This is a genomic window from Cytobacillus sp. FSL H8-0458 (assembly GCF_038002165.1).
Taxonomy (GTDB): domain Bacteria; phylum Bacillota; class Bacilli; order Bacillales; family Cytobacillaceae; genus Cytobacillus.
This window is the reverse complement of record NZ_JBBOBR010000001.1, coordinates 1,469,145-1,488,697: the sequence shown is the minus strand read 5'-3', so window position 1 is coordinate 1,488,697 and position 19,553 is coordinate 1,469,145. Positions and strand designations below refer to the sequence as shown.

The following is a 19,553-nucleotide window of genomic DNA, read 5'->3' as shown; positions in this document are numbered from 1 at the left end:
ATTCGATCTTGACTGGTGAAAATAATAGAGAAAAAATGTTGAAGAAAACCGTTAAAAATATGATCAAACACCAATTTTAAATATTTTTTTATTTATAAATAAGCAATTCTAACCAGATTTTACTTCAACCATTTGTACCTTTACATTTCAATAATAAGTACCTAGAATGATTTATGTACTTGAAAAAACATTAAATAATATAAGCATTATCTGGGAAAAGTTCATGTTTTTTCTTTTTCTGATCCGGTTAAATATTATTCATATTGGGACGTAATTGCTCAATTTGAAATAAAAGCAACTTAAAATAAAGGAGAGAAAACACATGAAAACATTCGTACTCACAACAGCAAGCACACTACTTCTAACAAGCTTTGGCATTGGTTACGCAGTTCATGCAAATGCTGACACGACACAGGTACCAGGGAAAAATGATGCAGCAAATTATCAAAAATATAAAATCCTGACAGAAGACATTCAAAATTTTCCTGAATACGACATACTTGATGATATAGTTGATGCTGAAGACTTCAATGCACAAGTCGTGGAAAACAATAATCATAAACGTATTATTTTCTTAAAAGATGACAGCGCTAAGCTGCAGTTCAAAAGCGTCTTTATTAAAGACACAAACCGATTGCAAGTGATTGACCTAAAAGGCGGATTGATATTCAGTCAAATTATTGGTGATGCGGAAGAAAATGTTGACTCAGTAGACAACGGGACTGAAAACGAAGACAGTGTCAATGAAACTATTGAAGAAGATAGCCAGGATAAGGGCACTATAGAACAAGGTCTTGAAGGGTTAAAAGAATACTCTACACTTGTCAATTTCGTTAATGTAGAAGACTTCAATACACAAGTCGTGGAGAACAATAATCACAAACGTGTCATCCTTTTAAAAGATAACCAGGGACAACCACAATTCAAAAGTATTTACGTTAAAGACACAAACAGGTTAAAAATCATTAACCTCCGCGGAGGCATTGTATATAATGGAATCATCCAATAAATAAATAAATAATGGATGAGCCTTTTTATTGCATACTTGCAACATTATTAAGCTCAAGTGAAAATCCATATTTGCGGGTATTTATGAAGCAATGAAAAAGCCTAATTCTTCAATTCGAATACTGAAGAATTAGGCTTTTTAATATTGATCCCTTTTACTGCAAATACTTATATTTCTTCTTGGCCATTCTTATTTGATCTGAATATAAAAGTAGCCAGGCAAGAACGTACCTGCAGCATTTCACCTTGATCTTCTTCACTCTTTTTTTAAAATATGTATACTCAAAAGATAGGACCAATATTTTTTAAACTATTTATTTTAATATTCAAATCTTTAATAGTTTTAAAAGCATAAGGGCTCAAAAGTTTTATTTACTTGAACTACCTTTCTATTTACCAGAGATTAAATATATTATTTTAAGGAGGAGAACGATGTATAAAAGCCTAGAAGAATTAACTAAACACCCTGTATTTCATTATTTTGTTGAGATATCCAAAATTCCCCGCTGTTCAGGGAATGAAAAGTTAATAAGCGACTATTTAGTTCGCTTTGCTCAAGAGCGCAAACTCGAAGTTATTCAAGACCGAGCATTAAATGTAATAATAAAAAAAGCCGCCACTCCCGGATACGAAAAAGTGCCTGCTGTAATCATTCAGGGGCATATGGATATGGTCTGTGAAAAAAACAAAGGGAACCCTCACAATTTTGATAAAGATCCTTTGCAGTTAAGAATCATAGGGGACATGCTTTATGCGACAGACACCACATTAGGTGCAGATAATGGAATAGCCCTAGCCTACGCCTTGGCATTATTGGATTCGCATAACATTCCCCATCCTTCTCTTGAAGTACTTATTACCGCTGAGGAAGAAACAACTATGCTCGGCGCTCATTCGGTTGACCCGGCTCATTTAAATGGGAAAATTCTTATCAATATTGATTCAGAAGAAGATAGAAAGTTATTGGTAAGCAGTGCAGGCGGTGTCATTGTCACCCACATGCTGCCAGTAGATTGGGAAGCATCCCCAAAACGCGCTATAACGTACTTAATTAGTGTCGGAGGCCTGCATGGAGGACATTCCGGCATATCGATTAATAAAGGAAGAGGAAACGCAAACAAAATATTAGGAAGAATCTTATATGAATTATCATTTGAAATACCTTACTTTATACAGACCATTTCTGGTGGCTTAAAAGTAAATGCTATTCCCCGGGAAGCCGAAGCAATTATCCAGCTTCCTTCAGAAACCGGTGGAAAATTACAAGCAAAAATTGAAGAATGGAATAAAAGGCTAAAAAATGAATTTCAGGATTCAGACCCTTATGTAACGATTAAAGTTGAACAGATAAAAGATATATCTGGAAAAGTATTTTCTAATACAACCAAGACCAAAGCAATTGCAGCCCTCATGCTCATTCCAAATGGTGTACAAAGCATGAGTAATGAGTTAAGAGGACTGGTGGAGAGTTCAACAAATTTAGGGGTTATTACTACAACTGATGCTGCAATTAAATTTAAAAGTGAAACAAGAAGTGCGATTAAGAGCCTAAAGTATAATATTGTCAAACAATTAAAGTCGATCTCTGATATACTTGAATGTCAATTATTGACTGAATCAGATTATCCCGAGTGGCCTTATAATTCCGAATCGATGTTAAGAAAATTATTCGAGGAATCATATAAAGAAAAATATAGTGCAGATATTGAAATTATTGCTGTACATGCTGGAATTGAGTGTGGAATTCTCATCGAAAAGATTCCGGGCTTAGATGCCATTTCGATTGGTCCTGATATGTATCATGTACATACACCGAACGAGCATTTAAGTATCCCTTCAACCAAAGAAAATTGGGAGTACTTGCTATACACCTTGAAAAAAACAAGGAATTTTTATTGTCAATAAATTAAATTCCCAAATCTCGGTTTCAACCCAAATGTTATTAATTCAGATGAATTAATAAACTAGGTTTCAGACTTTAAGATGAATCAGGAAAAATATTCACATTCCCCTTTTCAATGAACTTTCATTCTAAAGGGGAATATCTCCGCTCCTAAGGCGGCTTAGGCTAGTTTTTTCTCGTTCTAATGCGCTGGCGGAGCTCATCCTTGTTCTCTTTAATATGTTGATTTCGTTCATTGACTGTTACTAAATCGACTCTAGTGCCTTTATTTTTATAGACAAGGAAGTAATTTTCATTTGTACTTTGGTTCCTTAAAATCTGTCTTAAAATTTCCCTACTATGGCTTCCGCTGACTTCTTGCGACTAACCTTTTTTCGACTGTACTGCTGTACATACGCAAAACCTCCCCGGGCAAGACAACTATCTTTCCTATTTATTCTCCTGATTTACGCCATGCATGTCACACATAGAAAAAGCTGCCCTTGTTAGGCAGCTATAAAAGTATACTTATGCTGTTATAGTAAAGTTGTTTGGAATGCCTCAATTAACATAGAATCAAAGCTATCATATGTTTGAATTAACGTTCCTGAGGGTGTATCCAGTTAAAGAAAAGCTTCCTTTTGCATGTCTAAACTTTACTGCAGTCTGTAAAGCAGTCCATGTAGCTTCTGTATAACCTTCAGCTCTTAATTGTTTAGCTTCTACGATTACACCAACTAATAAATCTTTATTTACTTGTCTTTCTTCTTAACTGAGGAAATACCTATTTCATGAAGTGTTGGTGCAACTTCATCCCATTCAATTTTGATTTCAAATACATTCTTAGATTTAGCTGTGCTAAATACATTCTCAGATTCAGCTAGCGTACCCACTTGAAACCAGCCATTATCAGTTCTTACTGAAACAACTGCATCTGAAATAGTTGATGGGCTTTGAATTACAGTAAACCTAGTGATATCAGTTCTATCAGAAATTTTGTATACAAGGCTGCCACTCTTAGGAGCATTTACACCCGGTTTAAATGCTGTGTTTAATTTACCGTCGATTAAGTTAGCTGCTTCAAATCTAGCTTCTGCAGCTGGTCTAACCTCAAATGTAACATCCTTATTGGAATATTCTACTTCTAAATTTGTAATATCAAATGTGACTGCATCTTTTGTGTTGTTAATCACTCGAACATAACGTGCATTTGTAATTTTTGCTAAGTCTGTTACTTCTGACCATTCAACACCATTGATTGATGCTTCTAAAGTTAACTTATCATTGTTTGTAACATCAGCAATAATAGTTGTTAGTTCTCTAATTTTGTTTAGTTTGATACCAACATATTGACCTTTAGCTAATGTAATACCTTTTACATCTGCGAGTGTCGCGTTAGTTGGGAAGATATCTACTTTGTTTGCTGCTAATGCATCAACGTTTGTATATATATCTCTCTTAATGTGACCTGCATCATCCTTGTTGATTGATAATTCACGGACAGAAATCCAGTTGCTCTTAAGTTCACCTGTGGGAATTACTCTTATATGTTTAGCCTTTACATTCAAGTCTTCGATAACAATTTTTTGCGTATGTGGACCATACTCTTTTCCATCTATATCTTTCCATTTTTTTCCGTCCATGGAATATTGGAATTTTACAAAGTTAAATGAATCACCGGCACCTGGCTCACCGTGTTCAAAAATAATGCTGGTAACGTCTGTTACTTCACTTAATTCTACCGCAACATAGTCGTCTGCCTTTGCACCGCGTCTTACCCACATAGTTGATAATCGATCAGTACCACCATCCACGATATTTTGAATATGTCCCCAATATAAATTAGGACCCATGTTTGTGTAAGGGAAAAGTACTAATCTATTAGTATCTGGATTAATTTTTTGAGTAAACTTTTCGCTTATTAATCTTGATAAATCATTTATAAACGGTACTAAATATTTTGTACCTGGTTCTGGTCTAGTTTGACCATTGATTGCTGGAACTCTATGAGATCTTGAAGCAGTATATTCATCTCCACCTTGAACATAGAACTTCATTGCTTCATCATAATTACCCTGTTCGAAAGCAACTGCTGCATTTATATATGCAATAGTTGATTCAGCTTCATCTCTTAAAGAATCAACCCAGCCTTTAATTTCTGTCTTCAATAGTTCATTTTTTGATTTATGTGCGAAACTATTTGTAGCATCTATAATCTTTTTATATTCTTTTAAAAGAAACTTGCTATCTTTTTCAATAGTCTTTCCAGCAAATAATTTATTTGTAAAATCTTCTATATAAGGAGCTAACTCTTCTGACTCTTCTAAAGCTAAACCATGCCAGTTTGGAGTTGGATCACTCATATGTTTTGCAAATGTGTGCATCTCTTCTGCTGCATCTGGTTCAATGAAATGGAATGAATCCGACCAGCTCTTGTCCATATTGAAACCTTCTCTATTCCAGCTATAGTCTGCAATTGCAAATAGAGCTACTTTTGAAGCTTGAGCTTCTTGCATTGGGTTCGTTACAATACCACGAAAGTTTGTAACAGAAGGATCTAGCATTTCCCCTTTACCCATTAATAATCTCTTATTGTTGATATCATTAACCGGCCAATTTAACCACATGAATGCTTCGCGACCAACTGCTTCTTTAAAGAATTCGAAAGTTTCATTATTTACATCACCAAGCACTACGTCACCTGTCCACATAATTTCAGTAGATTCAGGCATTTGTCCTATTGTATTTAAATATTCGTTATTAACATCGCCGCCTGCAGACTCTTTTGTATATACCTTAGGAACGAAAATAAAGCTATATACATCGCCTTTTGATACGCGCCACTCTTCTAAATCGTTCATTAATCTTACCTGATCTGCAGCTTCTCCTTCTGCTGCATCATCGCCAAGTACACCAAATTGACGCACACCAACATCATATAACTGTTCAAATTTTGTAATGATTGTTGCTAAATCTTCTTGATATTTTGCTTCGTCATCAAATTGTATGGCATTGTGCAGGAATGGATGAATTGTCCAAATAAATTTGTTCTTTGAAGCAGCTCCAACTTCAACCATTTCTTTAATTTCAGTCAACTTTTCAGCTGGGTATGGTTCTCTCCATTTGAGGCTGTGATACTCATCATCTTTTGGTGCAAAGATGTAAGTATTCATCTTAAAGTCACCGCCAAATTCCATTAAGCTCATGCGGTTTTCATTGGTCCAGGGAATACCATAATATCCTTCAATAAATCCGCGCCAATGACCATCTGAATAATCTTTAATTAATAGATTTCTGATTTCAGAACCTTCTAATTGCTTAAAGATTAACTTTAACGATGTAATCCCGTAGAATGCTGAATCTGTATCTTTACCTAAAACAGCGATTACATTATCTTTTACAGAAATGATATGAGAATCGTTTTTTGTGAAATGACCCTCATCATCTAACCCTTTTGCATTAAAGTACTTATCAGCGATTTCGCCTGAATTGTTAATTCCAACAATAACGTTTGTTTTTCCTTCTTGAATATTTGAACCTACTGTATGTTTAATATTTTTAATTGCTAACACTTCTATTAAACGGTTTTTTGTTGCATCATCTAATCCACTTTCAAAGACAACATTTATATTAGATCCAATCTTAAGGCTGCCTCCGCTGTATACGATGCTTTGAGGAATCGGATAAATTTGGTAGCTTTTATCGTCATTTACCGAATTGATAGCTTTCTCAAGGTTAGCGATTGCCTGATCTACCTCTTCCTTAGTTGCTGATTTGTTTCGAAGAACCGCTTTTGCTTCTTTTAATGCTTTTTTAAACACTGTCCAACTATCAGATGTATAATCATTCTTGTCCCTCTTCTTAGCATCTGAAATTAACTGTTTTAAGGCTGATTTGTCAAATGGTTCTTCTTTCCCAACAGGTAAAAAAGGTTTTACTTTAGGCAATTCACTGCCTTTTGCAAATCCAGCAACATTACCTAGCTTTTGATAATTTTCTTTAAATTTATCAATATCAGCAATGTCATTACTTCTAGTGTTCCAGGATTTTGATGCTAAAGATCGCAATTCTTTTGCAATATCAGCCGTAATGATGTCTTCTCCAACTAAGTCTGGCTTATCATTCCATATAGCTAATGATGCTCCCTTTATAAAATCTGAATCATCAGGGACGGTATTTTCTTGGAATTTTCCAGGTGTCCATTCATTATAAATTCTGACATCTTGATTTAAGTAGTCAAATGAATGCTGCTTTCGTCCATCATCAGGCATACTTGGTCTTAATACATAATAAAAGAAACTTGCGTTAATATTATAAATATCTTTATGCCCCTTTTCTACAAACGTATCAAGTCTGGCAATGCTCCTATTCCAGCTCATTTGTGACCAGAAGTCTATTCCAATATACTCATGCATTTTTATTTTCTGCTTTGGTTCCTCTGGCTCCCACGAATTTTTATTAGTTTCCCCATAGTAGATGCCGTCATTCCAAATTCTAGGTTTAAAACCAGCTTGATACACATGGGCTGCTATTTCATTAATATAATTTGCCATAGTATCTTTCCATGTATATCCTTCACCTAATGTTTTAACAGCATAATCATTTAATACTTTCTTATACTTCGTTGTAAATGGCGGTCTATCAAACTCCATATATTCATCTGCACCTATATGGAAATCAGCAGAACCTTTGAAGAGTTCCAAGTACTCACTATATAGTCCTTTTATATAGTTTACTGCCTCTGGATTTGTTACGTCTAAAGCAACTTTACTCTTTTCTCCATTAATATCTATTTGCCCATATTCTGGATGAACTTTCAGGATATGTTCCACGTGCCCAGGAGTATCTAAAGAAGGTATGACATTAACTCCGTATTTCTTTGCTTCGGCTAGAATTTCCTTGACTTCAGACTTCTTCAAATATCCATCCTGTGAAACTATTTTTGGGTCAAAATCACTTTCGATTCTAAATCCTAAATTTTCCGAAAAATGAAGCTGTATCGTATTCATTTTAAAGTAGGATAATTCCCTGATATGTTGAATAATCCAATCCTTTGTAATATATTTTCTAGCCATATCGACATGAACACGGCGTTCTGCCAGATCTGGGTAATCAATTATTGTTCCATACACTAAATTATTATTGTTCGTAATCATTAGATGCTGTATTGTACGTAATGCATATAAGGCAGCATTTTCGGATGCTGCAACTATTTTTACACCATCAGACCCAATTGTAATCTTATAGGCTTCTTTACTATTACTTTTTTTGGTGATTTTATTGTTTTTTGCTAAAGTAACAACTATATCTTTAGGTGATATTTTAGACTCTTCAGCATATACTTTTTTAATTTCTTTCTTAGCAGGAATTTCTTTTTCTAAAAATTCAGCTGATATTAATTCTACAACTTCTTTAAGTCTTGAATTATTTAAGTACTCCTCCGTAGCCGGAATAACAAATCTAGTTGATTTTTTCATTGTCCACTTTCCGGATTTTGAATCAGTCTCATATGATTGAACAATTGGCAATACTGAACTAGATAATTCTTCATCCGGTAATTTTACATCACGTTCTTCATGTGCAGCATAAACTGAACTTGAGAGCGTTGATAAAATCAAAAAAACTGACAAAATATTCACTAAAAATTTTCTCATAGTTATCTCCTTAACTCCTCTCTATTACTGAATGATTCTTTTACCTCGTAATGCTTCTCCGGGAAAAACAATATGTTTCTTTTCCCTTGGTGCCGTGCTTAAAGTCAACAATTTAACCCCCTTTTTGGTCATTTACATGTTATCAAGGACAGTGTGCTGCTGAATCCTTTTCAGCTCATTCGGTTCAGAGAACCCCAGCCAAATGATGACAGACACATGAAGCATGGGATTTTGATATTACACTCCAAAACCTCCGTTAGTCCTGCCTCCTTCAGCGATTGCTCCTATTCAGCGCTGGACGATTCGTGCCTGTTTCTGTGACCAAGCTTTTGAATTAAGCAGAATGCCTTTGTCTTTTAGTTCTAACGATTTCAGGACGGGGGAAACAGACATTTCGCAGGTTTCACTTGGTTTTTGCGTTCCCGATTTTTGGGATATCCAGTGAAATCCACACAAAAAAAGCAGGTCAACACCCAGCAAGAAGATAATCCCCCTTACAAAGTGCCGCCCTGCCTGATCGAGTCAGTAACATGCGAATTGAATATATGTCCTATACTCGATATTATAGACAATAGAGTATAAGGTTCATAGAGCTGATAATCCTATTTTGGTTAAATAGACGATTATACAAAAAGTCACTCTTTTATTCTTTTTGGCAGAGAATTCAAGGTAAATAGACTCAATTTTCAAAATTAATTGACTACTCTTGCTCTCTATGATATCTTATTTATAATTTCATATGTGTCACATGTTACTAATTTGATTAGGCATGGTGGTAGATTAAAAGGATTCATTGTCCTTAAGTCACCCCATGTCTTTTTTGTTTTCAGCGCAAATTTCGGATGAAATATTTGACCAGCATAATAATTGGCTCCATTTGTAGGTTTAACTATGGTCCACAGTGGTGGAGTTTATTTGAGGAGGTGTTGAAAGCGTATCAAAACATTTTTAAAAATAATTACTATTCACCTAAAAAAAGAAAGGGAGTTTTATCTATGTGGAAAAAGATAGCCTGCTCATTTATGTCTTTAGGAATGATATGCAGCTTAACGATTGGCAGCCAATCTGAGGTTGATGCAAAAATTGAATCTCCCGCAAAAACTGTGAGCAATAAGCTGGTTCCAATGCCTCAGAACGTGGATGTTAAAAAGGGATCCTTACAATTAAGCAGCCGTGTAAATATTCTGGGAGAAGAAGCTGCCGATCAAGATGCAATCACGATTTTAACTGAATTTTTAAGAATAAACAGTATTGAAATCAATGAGGAATTTGATAGTAAGTCCACCACGATTGCTATAGGGGAAGAAGAGAATCTCGACCCAGAGCTAATTAAATTGGAAAATCAGCTCGGACTGCCAAATATTACAGAATTAAAAGCTGAGGGTTACACATTGGCTGTTAACTCTGAAGAAAATGAAATAAGTAAAGGAGGCGCTATCTTTGTCAAAGGAAAAGATGAGGATGGCACTTTTTACGGTGTAAAAACCCTCATACAGCTTGCTGAAAAAGAGGATCACACCCTTAAGTTTGAAAATGTAAATATTACAGATGAATCATCAATGAGTGTCAGAGGGATTGTAGAAGGTTTTTATGGTAAACCCTGGAGCCACAATGACCGTCTAGATCAAATCAAGTTTTATGGTGATTATAAACTGAATACTTACATTTATGCCCCAAAGGACGATCCATATCATCGTGAAAAGTGGCGTGTTCCTTATCCGGAAAATGAGATGAAACGTATGGAAGAATTAATTACTGCCGCTAAGAGAAACAAAGTTGATTTTGTATTCGCTCTTTCCCCAGGTATTGATATTCGATTCGATGGTCAAAGTGGTGAGGAAGATTTTAAAGCATTGTTGGAGAAAAGCGAATCATTATATAACATGGGGGTGCGGAGCTTCGCCATTCTGTATGATGATATTGGCAATAAACAAGGGTCTAAGCAGGCAAACCTATTAAATCGTTTTAACGAAGAATTTATTAAAACAAAGAAAGATGTAAAGCCTCTTATCACCGTTCCCACAGAGTATAATACCCATGCAATGGGTGCCATCGAAAATTTAAGTACTTATACGAAAGCATTCTCTGAGACACTCAGCAAGGATATTAAGGTCATGTGGACGGGGCAGGCTGTTGTATCAGAAGCACTTCCCTTAGAAAATGTTGAATTTATGCGCGAGGTATACGGTGATCGGATTGGAGTTTGGTGGAATTATCCGGTTTCCGATTATTTAAGATCCAAGCTCGCCCTTGGTCCTATCGTTAATATCGATAATAGCCTTGAAGGAAAACTTGATTTCTTTACCATGAACCCAATGGAACATGCAAATCTGTCGAAAATCAGCTTGGCAACAGGAGCTGATTATTCATGGAACACTTCAAACTATGACTCTGATCGATCATGGAATCGTTCCATCGAACTGCTATTTGGTGATCTTGCCCCAGAGATGAAAACATTCGCTAATCATTCATCACGTATGACCGGTTCTTGGAGTATTGGACGTGGAGATGCTATAAATGTAAGAAATACGATGGATCAATTTTGGTTAAAATTAGCAAAAAGACAAGATACTACACAAGAAATAACTATTTTAACAAAAGAGTTTACTGATATGATCCAGTCATCAGACACGTTGAAAGAAGAATTAACACAAGAGATTCTTAGCGAAGCTATGGCAAGTATAAACAAACTAAAACTCTTGGGGGAATACGATCAATTAGCTTTGGAGATGGTTTTAGCTAAGAGAAACACAGAGACTGAAAAGTTTAATGAATTAAAAAATAAAATTGAAGCCAACTTACCTGCACTTAATGAGGGCAATCGAGTCTCTGAAGAAACGGCTCTCGCATTTATTCAAGAAGCCCTTAAATATGACCCGTTACCCGTCGCCTCTTTTGAAGTTTCTAAAACGTTCGTTGCTCCGGGAGAAGACTTAAGGTTTAAAAATACCAGTTCTATGACTGCCGAAGAAATAGAATGGACGTTTGAAGGGGCTACGGTCGAGAAAAGTACAGAACAAAACCCTACTGTTGTTTATGAAAAAGAGGGGCTTTATACCGTAAAACTTGTGGGGAAAAATCCCCTTGGTCAAGATGAAATGATCAAAGAAAGTTTGATAACCGTTTCCCATCTTGCGGGAAAAGATAGAACCAATCTCGCCCTTGGTAAAACCTCTGCGGCTTCTAGTTCTTGTGCTCCAACGGAACAGCCTCAATATGCTGTTGATGGGAAATTGAATACAAAATGGTGTGGTAATGGTTATGGTACACACCAATTAACGGTTGATTTGGGGGGAATTAATTTAATTAGTGAGATAGTTATGAAACATGCTGAAGAAGGCGGGGAGCCCTCAGGTAGTAATACGTCCGCTTACCGCGTTCAAATCAGTAAAGATGGTGTGAATTTTAATGAGGCAGTTAAGGTAACTGGCAATAAAAGCGGGATTACCAAAGACCAAATCCCGGCAACAAAAGGACGTTATGTTCGCCTAATTGTAGACAAACCAACCCAAGGTGACGATAGGGCCGCACGAATTTATGAGTTTGAAGTGATAGGACTTGAGGGTGATGTTGCATTACCACCGAAATATGAAAAGCCACAGGTAGATAAAACTGCCTTAGAAAAGGCAGCAGCAGATGCAACGGAGAAAGCAGCGACAGACTATACGGCTAAAAGCTGGGGTTCATTAGTTCAAGCTGTAGAAAAGGCAATGGATGTTCTTGCCGATGATAAAGCAACGCAGGATCAAGTAAATGTGGCAAGCGAAAACCTGGTAAAAGCCCTAGAAGCCCTTGTATTAAAAGAAGTATTTATTGAAACAGCAATAAACGGCTTGGATGAGGACCTACAAAGAGCTTATGAGCAAGGCCATATTACAAATCAGGGAATATTGCACAGTTTGCTTGCCAAAACAGACCTGATCCAGAAACATCAAGTCGATAAACAGAAATTAGTTGTTGGATTAAATGCTCTTGGAAACCAAATTGAGGCACAATCCGGTAAAAAGATAACCCAAGAGTATGCTGAAGAGCTATTAAGCAGAATTGTAGAATTAAAAAATGAAATAGCTGCATTAAACTAGGAACAGGTAACTTACTTTAGCTTAATTAGCCAATTATAATAGCCGCAGAAAAAACCACCCGTGATGGGGGTCTCTGCGGCTGAAAGCATTTGTTACTGACACAAAATGTCGAATTTATAAAGTGTCTATTTATTGGGGGCTTAACCACAGCCCCATCAGATACTTTGGAAAATGAATTTTTTCTTGGCATCTGCTGCCTATCCGCAAAATGACTAAATACTGCGCTTTCACAAATCGGCATTTCTGGCCAGTCATGAAATTCTAAATTTGGAACCCTGTTTCTACTTTCCCTCTCTTGGAAAATTCGGCATTATTCCTGCTTAAGCGCTTTGCTGGGCTGTCAACTAAACTCACTTTGTCCCACTCCTCTCATCCAATAATTCACCCATGAATTTGTTCTCCTATTCCCGTTTCATTCAATTTACGCAATGAGACCCTGTTGAGCAGGCTTTTTTCACATGTCTACTCGACAGGGTACAATTTAATTAATCCTTTTTGTTTTTATTTTTTGGTATTTGGGTGCCTGGTTCTGCTTTATCCCCGGGAGTCTCTAATACAGTAAACGTACCAAAGTGGCTGGTTTCCACTGAAACCTTACTATCACGGGGAACAGCGCCAGGTACCAGTTCCCATTCTTTTACTTGCTCATTAAAGTGATAAACTTTCAAATTTTTCCAGTTTTTTACTTTCCTGCCATCTAGAGTGAATATAATATTAATTGTTTCTTCAAATTTATAAATTTCCTTTCCATCAATTAATAATGTAAAGTCGTAAGCGGGGCTTTTCGCTTTATTTATATCTTTCAAACGGTCTTTGGTCAGCTCAAAACCTTCCTTAGAGACAATGGCAGATGGGATTAAAAGTTCGATCTCATCATTAATTATTTTTAAAGGAATCCCATATTCCTTCGAGAGCTGTGCTTGTTCTTTTGTTAATGACACTGTTGCAGAATATACTTTTCCAAGGTCGATTGAAAGGATAAGTTGAGTTTTAGCAGCATTAAGACCCTCACTTGCAGTATCTAAATCAGATTGAGTAGCTTGGGTATTGTTGTACACTTCCTTTGCCTTTTCATAAGCTGTTTTATAGATCTTATAGGTCTCCTGTGTAAATTGAAATTCATCGAGTGTTTCTGATAATAGTCCTTTTAAAACGGAACGATTAGGTAACAATTCTTTATTGGTTGAAGTATTTAACTCATAAATAACTGGTTGGACATTTCCCCAAGTCAACTTAATTTCAAAAATATGATCATAGGCTGGATTATAGAATGTATTTAAACTTTTATCCAGGACCCCCAGTTCAACCCATTCGTCTTTACCAACTCTGGCACTTACGGCAGCTTTTGAAATAGAATTTGAACCTTGCACGATTGTTATCACTGATACATCTGTTTTTTCGGAAAGGCGGTATGTTAATGATCCATTTGTTTCACCAGTCATATTTGGCCTAAATGCTGTTGTCAGATCACCATCCAATAGACGGTTAGGACCAAATCCCTCTTCCTCAATTGGATCTGCAAAATAGGTTGGGTTATTCTCAGTTTTAACATATTCGCCATCGTTAATGATAAATTCATTAATATGAGCAAATCTTGTTAAATAATTTGCTGTAAAGAGAATTCTTATAAATTTGGCTTTAATGCCGCCTATATTATCATTTCCATAATAATAGTTTCCTGGGTTAGAAGAATCATGTGTGTAGCCATCTGCAATCATATCTGAGTAATCCGCTTTACCACCTGCAAGATTGTCCACACCATCGCCTAATGTAATGACGTCTGTCCAATTTTCATTGTCCATCGACAATTGTACTTTAGCGTCCCGGATATAATTAATATTATTTTCTTCATTATAAACACGCAGGCTATTAAAGATTCTAGGCTCCCCAACTGAATAAGTGATTGACTGTCCTTTTCTCTGGTAGTCAGTAAAAATAGCTCTCGTGCCGAACTTTTTATCGAACGGAGCCAGCAGCGTGCCTTCATTTCTTGAATCACTATCTGCATAGGCAGAAGAGATTCCCATATCCGTTCCGACAAAACTTGGTCCATAGATTTCCTTAGATAAAACGCTAAATTCATTCAGGTCAAAAGTGATTTCTTCATCAGTATTATTAAGTAATCTTACATATCGAGCAATGGTTCCCTCATCAGGGACTTTCCATTCTACCTCATTTGCAGAGGCCTGTAAGGTTAATTTATCATTAGTTGTATTTACCTTCACATCATCTAGTTCTTTGATACGTTCTAATTTTACCCCTAAGTATTCTTGTGGCTTCAGTGTAATATTTGCTGTCTCAGCTAAACTTGTATTATCTAGTGAATGCTGGGACACAATTTTCTTATAGTTTGTGTTATTTGTATAGGTATACTCAGCAGAATTTTTTGGCAGCTCAATTCGAATTTCACTGAACTTAATCCAAACGTTGACATTTTTCAGGTTTTTCAGGCGGACATACCTGGCTTTAATACCAGTTAGATCTTCCTCAATTTTATCCATTCCTGAAGCTTTACCTGTATATTTCTTGAATAATGTGTAATTCACGTTATCAGATGAATATTCGAGCTGGTACTCTGTCCACTTGTCACCATTATCTCTGCCTACAGAGAAAGAAACTTTGTCCAGATCAGTGACCTTTTGTAAATCTACACCAATATAATCTCCAGCAACAGACGTATCTTTAATTAATCCTGAAGGGTTATACCAGATAAAAGTACTGTCATTCCCATCAAATAAATTTTCTGCGTTTCCTTGATACACCTTAAAGTGTTCAGGAACCATCAACTGATATTGTGGAGTTTCATTTTCATATATAGTATCGTTAGTAACGATATCTTTAATCCCCAGCCAAGTATTCGTGCGATCTTTCGTTGCGATTAAACGAATGCCTCTAGCTTTTAGATTTAAATTCTCTAATTCTACTTTACTGACATGTCCATACAGCGCACCTTCAATATCAATCCAATTGTCTCCATCAACGGTGTATTGTGCCTTGCTTTCTGTAAACGTGTCATTGACATTGCCGGCATGTCCTAATTCAAAGCGCACTGTATTAAGGGTGAGAGGTTTTTCATATAGTACTCCAATATATGTGCCTGCTGAAATGGAGTTAGGATTTTTAAAGATCACTTCGGTGCTCAGTTTGTTATCTAACAGGTTATCCAAGTTACCTGCAGGAGTATCTGTCCGATTTGTAATAATTCTAGCTGCATTGCTATCAGGATTTACAATGGATTGAACCTTAAGCGATACATCTTTTAATAATGTATTGATAAATGGTACGATATGCTGCACACCTACTTCCGCATATTCATAATGGTCAATATATCGGAAAGGATGATTTTTTGAAGCAGCGAAAGAAGCTTGACCTTGACTGTAGTTTTCCCATACTTCAGACTTATTGCCCTGTTCATGAGCAACTTCTGCATTTAATAAGAAAATAGCTGCATTCGCAGTGTCCACAGCACTATCCAGCCAATAAATAATCTGATCTCTTGTTCTTTCATTACCTGGATCAGCTTTGTAAGTTAATGCTGCATCACGGATAACTTCGAACTCTTTAATTAACGCTTGTGCTTTTTCGGTAATTTGCTCTTTACCTAAGGCTGCTTTAAACTCATTTAGCTTCGGAGCCAATTCCACTGATTCTTCTAATTTAGCTACACGGTTATCCATATTTTGATTGATCATATGCTTGGACAACTCTCTTAGTGCATTGGAAGCAGGAGTTTCATTAATGTTTAGGTGATCCATATAAGCAAACGAGTCATTCCAATTCTTCTTTGCCTGATCTGCATTATCCCAAATATTCCATGCATAATCCGCATTAGCAAAAATAGCTGATTTGCTCGCTTCGGATTGCTGCATAGGATTTAACACAATCCCTTCAATATTTTCAGGGTTAACATTAGGCTGTAGGAAAGTTTCATTTCCACCCATAATTAAGTGTTTTTTAGAGTTATCCGTACAAGGCCAGTTGATCCATAAGAATGGTCCTCTGCCGGCATTATTCGTAAATGATTGTGTAAAGTTATTTGAAACCTCTCCCCAAACTTTGCCGCCGGTTTGAACAATACTAACAGACTTTGGCAATTGTTTTAACGACTGGATTTGAGAACTTGTTCCCCATCCCATATAATCATTTGGACAGAAAATCATATCTGTTACTAAACCGGGATACTTTGCCTGCTGCTCAATTAACCAATCGGTCAAATCGGTCATCAATCTCACATACGTTTGGGCTCCTTGTGAAGGAACACCCGCATCATCAGCAAGAATTCCAAATTTACGAACTCCTGCATCGAGTAATTGGGTGAATTTCTCTTTAATCTTATTTAAGTCTGTTTGATAATTTTCTTCGGAATTAAAACGAATGGCATTATTCATGAATGGATGAAGCGTATATACGAATCTGGTTTTACTGGCATTACCAGCTTCAGCCAGTTTGCTAATGTTCTCGAGCTCTTCTGTTGTATATAAATCTCTCCACTTGCCATTATGTTTAGGATCATCTTTTGGTGCATAGATATAAGAATTCATTTTGAATTCTCCGCCATAGGTCATTAATTCGGCACGATCTTCATTTGACCATGGTTCTCCATAATACCCTTCAATGAAACCTCTGCCTTTAACATCAGCATAATCTTTAATGATCAATGGCTGGATGGTACGTTCCTTCATCTGCTTGAAAATATGTTTTACAGTTGTTACTCCATAAAACGCAGAATCGGTATCTTTTCCAAGTACAGCGATAACATTTTTATCAACAGAAACAATATTTGCATCTAACTTTGCAAATAATCCATCATCACTTAATTGAAGTGACTCAAAATACTGATCTACATATTCCTTTGACTGGTATACACCCACTAAAAAGTTCGTTTTATCTGCAGCCATTTCACTCGATGTTGTAAAATTAATATTTTTACTCGCCAATATTTCTTCTACTCTTTTTCTAGTATAAGAATCAATTTTAGATTCATATACAATATTAATCGTATTACTTATATCAAATTGTCCATCTTGATAGTGAATTTCGTGAGGGTTCGGATAAATTTGATATTTCACTGTTTCTGCATCAGCTTGCACCGGTGCTGAAAATCCACTTAGAGTACTAAAAAGTACAGAAAATATGATAATTAGATTTAAGAAAAAACCTTTTTTCAAATACTCCCCCTACTTTCTTTAATGAATGAAAATAAACCCTTCTTTGCCTTTATCGCCCACACTGGAATCCTTTACACGCGGAAATGCCTCGTCAATTGAAATATTTCATATAATGTGAAGATAATGTGTTTTTTACTGATAGAGTGTCCGATACTTCAAATGTCCCTGCTGATTTTATCAATATTTGGCAGTTTTGGCTGTCCTAATTAATTCCAAAAAACAATTATTTATTACGGATTTTTTCAATTTCATCTGCTATAAATTGGACTTCCGTTCCAACAATCACTTGAATGCTATGCTTTCCAACGACATTAATTCCAGGTACACCTGTATCTTTAATCCTTTTCTGGTCGACTGCCTTCATGTCTTTTACTTCAATTCTTAAGCGTGTTACGCAATTGTCAACTGAAGTCACATTAGCATCCCCACCTAAGGCATCATAAATCTTAGCTGCAATGACAGCGAATTTATTACCTGCTGGTGCTTGATCGTTACTTTCCGTGTCCAATGCTCCACCTTCAACCTTGTCATTCTCCCTGCCAGGAGTTGATAGATTAAATTTAATAATCAAGAATCGGAATAGTACATAATAAATAACAGCAACTACAAGACCTTGGAGAAGCAGCATATATGGTTGATTAGCCAAAGGCAGCCTTGAACTTAAAACAAAGTCTACTAATCCTGCACTAAAGCCAAACCCTGCTGTCCAATTGAAAAACGCTGCTACAGCTAATGAAATACCTGTTAAGGCAGCATGAACCACATAAAGAGCAGGAGCTAAAAACATGAACGAAAATTCAAGAGGTTCTGTAACCCCAGTGAAGAATGAAGCAAAACCTGCAGCTAACATCAAAGATGCCGCTTGCTTTTTTCTTTTCGTTCTTGCTGTATGATACATCGCAAGTGCTGCTGCTGGTAAACCAAACATCATGATTGGGAAGAATCCTGCCTGATACATACCTGTAACACCTTTTGTTCCAGTACCCGCCCAAAAATTACCAATATCATTGATTCCAGCTACATCAAACCAGAACACTGAGTTTAAAGCATGGTGTAATCCTATTGGGATTAATAAACGGTTAAAGAATCCATATAATCCTGCACCAATAAACTCTAATTTACTAATCGCTGTACCAAATGAAACTAATCCTGTAAAAATTACTGGCCAAGCAAAGAACAATACAACTGAAACTAGCAGCATTGAAACAGCTGCCATAATTGGAACTAGTCGTTTACCGCTAAAGAAAGCTAATGCAGCCGGTAATTGTACATGACTAAAGCGATTATACATAATGGATGCTAGAATCCCAGAAAGTATCCCAATAAATTGATTTCCTATTTTTTCAAAGGCTGCATTTACATTTTCCGGATCCACCCCTTGCAGCATCGCTACTGAATCTGTTGAAAGTAAAGTTGTCACTACTAGATAGGCAACTAATCCACTCAATGCAGCAGAACCGTCTTTATTTTTGGACATTCCCAGTGCTACCCCAACCGCAAATAAAATGGACATATTATCAATAATAGAAGATCCTGCCTTGATTAAAAATGCAGCTACAGGATTTCCAGCACCCCAGCCTGAAGGATCTATCCAATAACCAATTCCCATTAAAATAGCTGCAGCCGGCAGTACTGCTACTGGCAGCATCAATGAGCGGCCTATTTTCTGTAAATATTGCATCATTTTAAAACTACCTCCCTAATAAAATAAATATCTCTTTTCTAAGACATAAGCTTTCTCTTTAGCAGCATCTTCTCT

General features: G+C 36.3%; 6 protein-coding genes. 3 read left to right on the top strand and 3 right to left on the bottom strand.

Going from position 1 to position 19,553, the window contains the following annotated elements; genetic code table 11:
- Positions 1–322 precede the first annotated feature (322 nt).
- Both NYE23_RS07095 and NYE23_RS07090 read left to right on the top strand, forming a co-directional pair.
- The gene (locus NYE23_RS07095) at positions 323–1,009 is read left to right on the top strand and encodes a hypothetical protein (RefSeq protein ID WP_341076592.1); all 687 of its coding nucleotides are present in this window, start codon (positions 323–325) and stop codon (positions 1,007–1,009) included.
- A 431-nt stretch (positions 1,010–1,440) separates the two neighbouring features.
- The gene (locus NYE23_RS07090; protein WP_341076590.1) at positions 1,441–2,913 is read left to right on the top strand and encodes an aminoacyl-histidine dipeptidase; all 1,473 of its coding nucleotides are present in this window, start codon (positions 1,441–1,443) and stop codon (positions 2,911–2,913) included.
- A 729-nt stretch (positions 2,914–3,642) separates the two neighbouring features.
- Here NYE23_RS07090 and NYE23_RS07085 read toward each other — a convergent pair.
- Complete coding sequence (locus NYE23_RS07085; protein ID WP_341076589.1) at positions 3,643–8,544, bottom strand: beta-N-acetylglucosaminidase domain-containing protein; 4,902 nt, start codon at positions 8,542–8,544, stop codon at positions 3,643–3,645.
- A gap of 926 nt (positions 8,545–9,470) precedes the next feature.
- Between NYE23_RS07085 and NYE23_RS07080 the strand changes: the two genes are divergently transcribed.
- Positions 9,471–12,626, top strand: coding sequence for a beta-N-acetylglucosaminidase domain-containing protein (locus tag NYE23_RS07080; protein ID WP_341076588.1), 3,156 nt, complete (start codon positions 9,471–9,473; stop codon positions 12,624–12,626).
- A 485-nt stretch (positions 12,627–13,111) separates the two neighbouring features.
- Here NYE23_RS07080 and NYE23_RS07075 read toward each other — a convergent pair whose 3' ends face one another.
- Both NYE23_RS07075 and nagE read right to left on the bottom strand, forming a co-directional pair.
- Positions 13,112–17,794 carry a beta-N-acetylglucosaminidase domain-containing protein gene (locus tag NYE23_RS07075; RefSeq protein ID WP_341076586.1) on the bottom strand — a complete coding sequence of 1,561 codons (4,683 nt, stop codon included), beginning with the start codon at positions 17,792–17,794 and terminating at the stop codon, positions 13,112–13,114.
- Positions 17,795–18,017: 223 nt separating this feature from the next.
- On the bottom strand, positions 18,018–19,478 hold the full coding sequence (nagE, locus tag NYE23_RS07070; protein ID WP_341076584.1) for an N-acetylglucosamine-specific PTS transporter subunit IIBC: 1,461 nt from the start codon (positions 19,476–19,478) through the stop codon (positions 18,018–18,020).
- Positions 19,479–19,553: the final 75 nt, after the last annotated feature.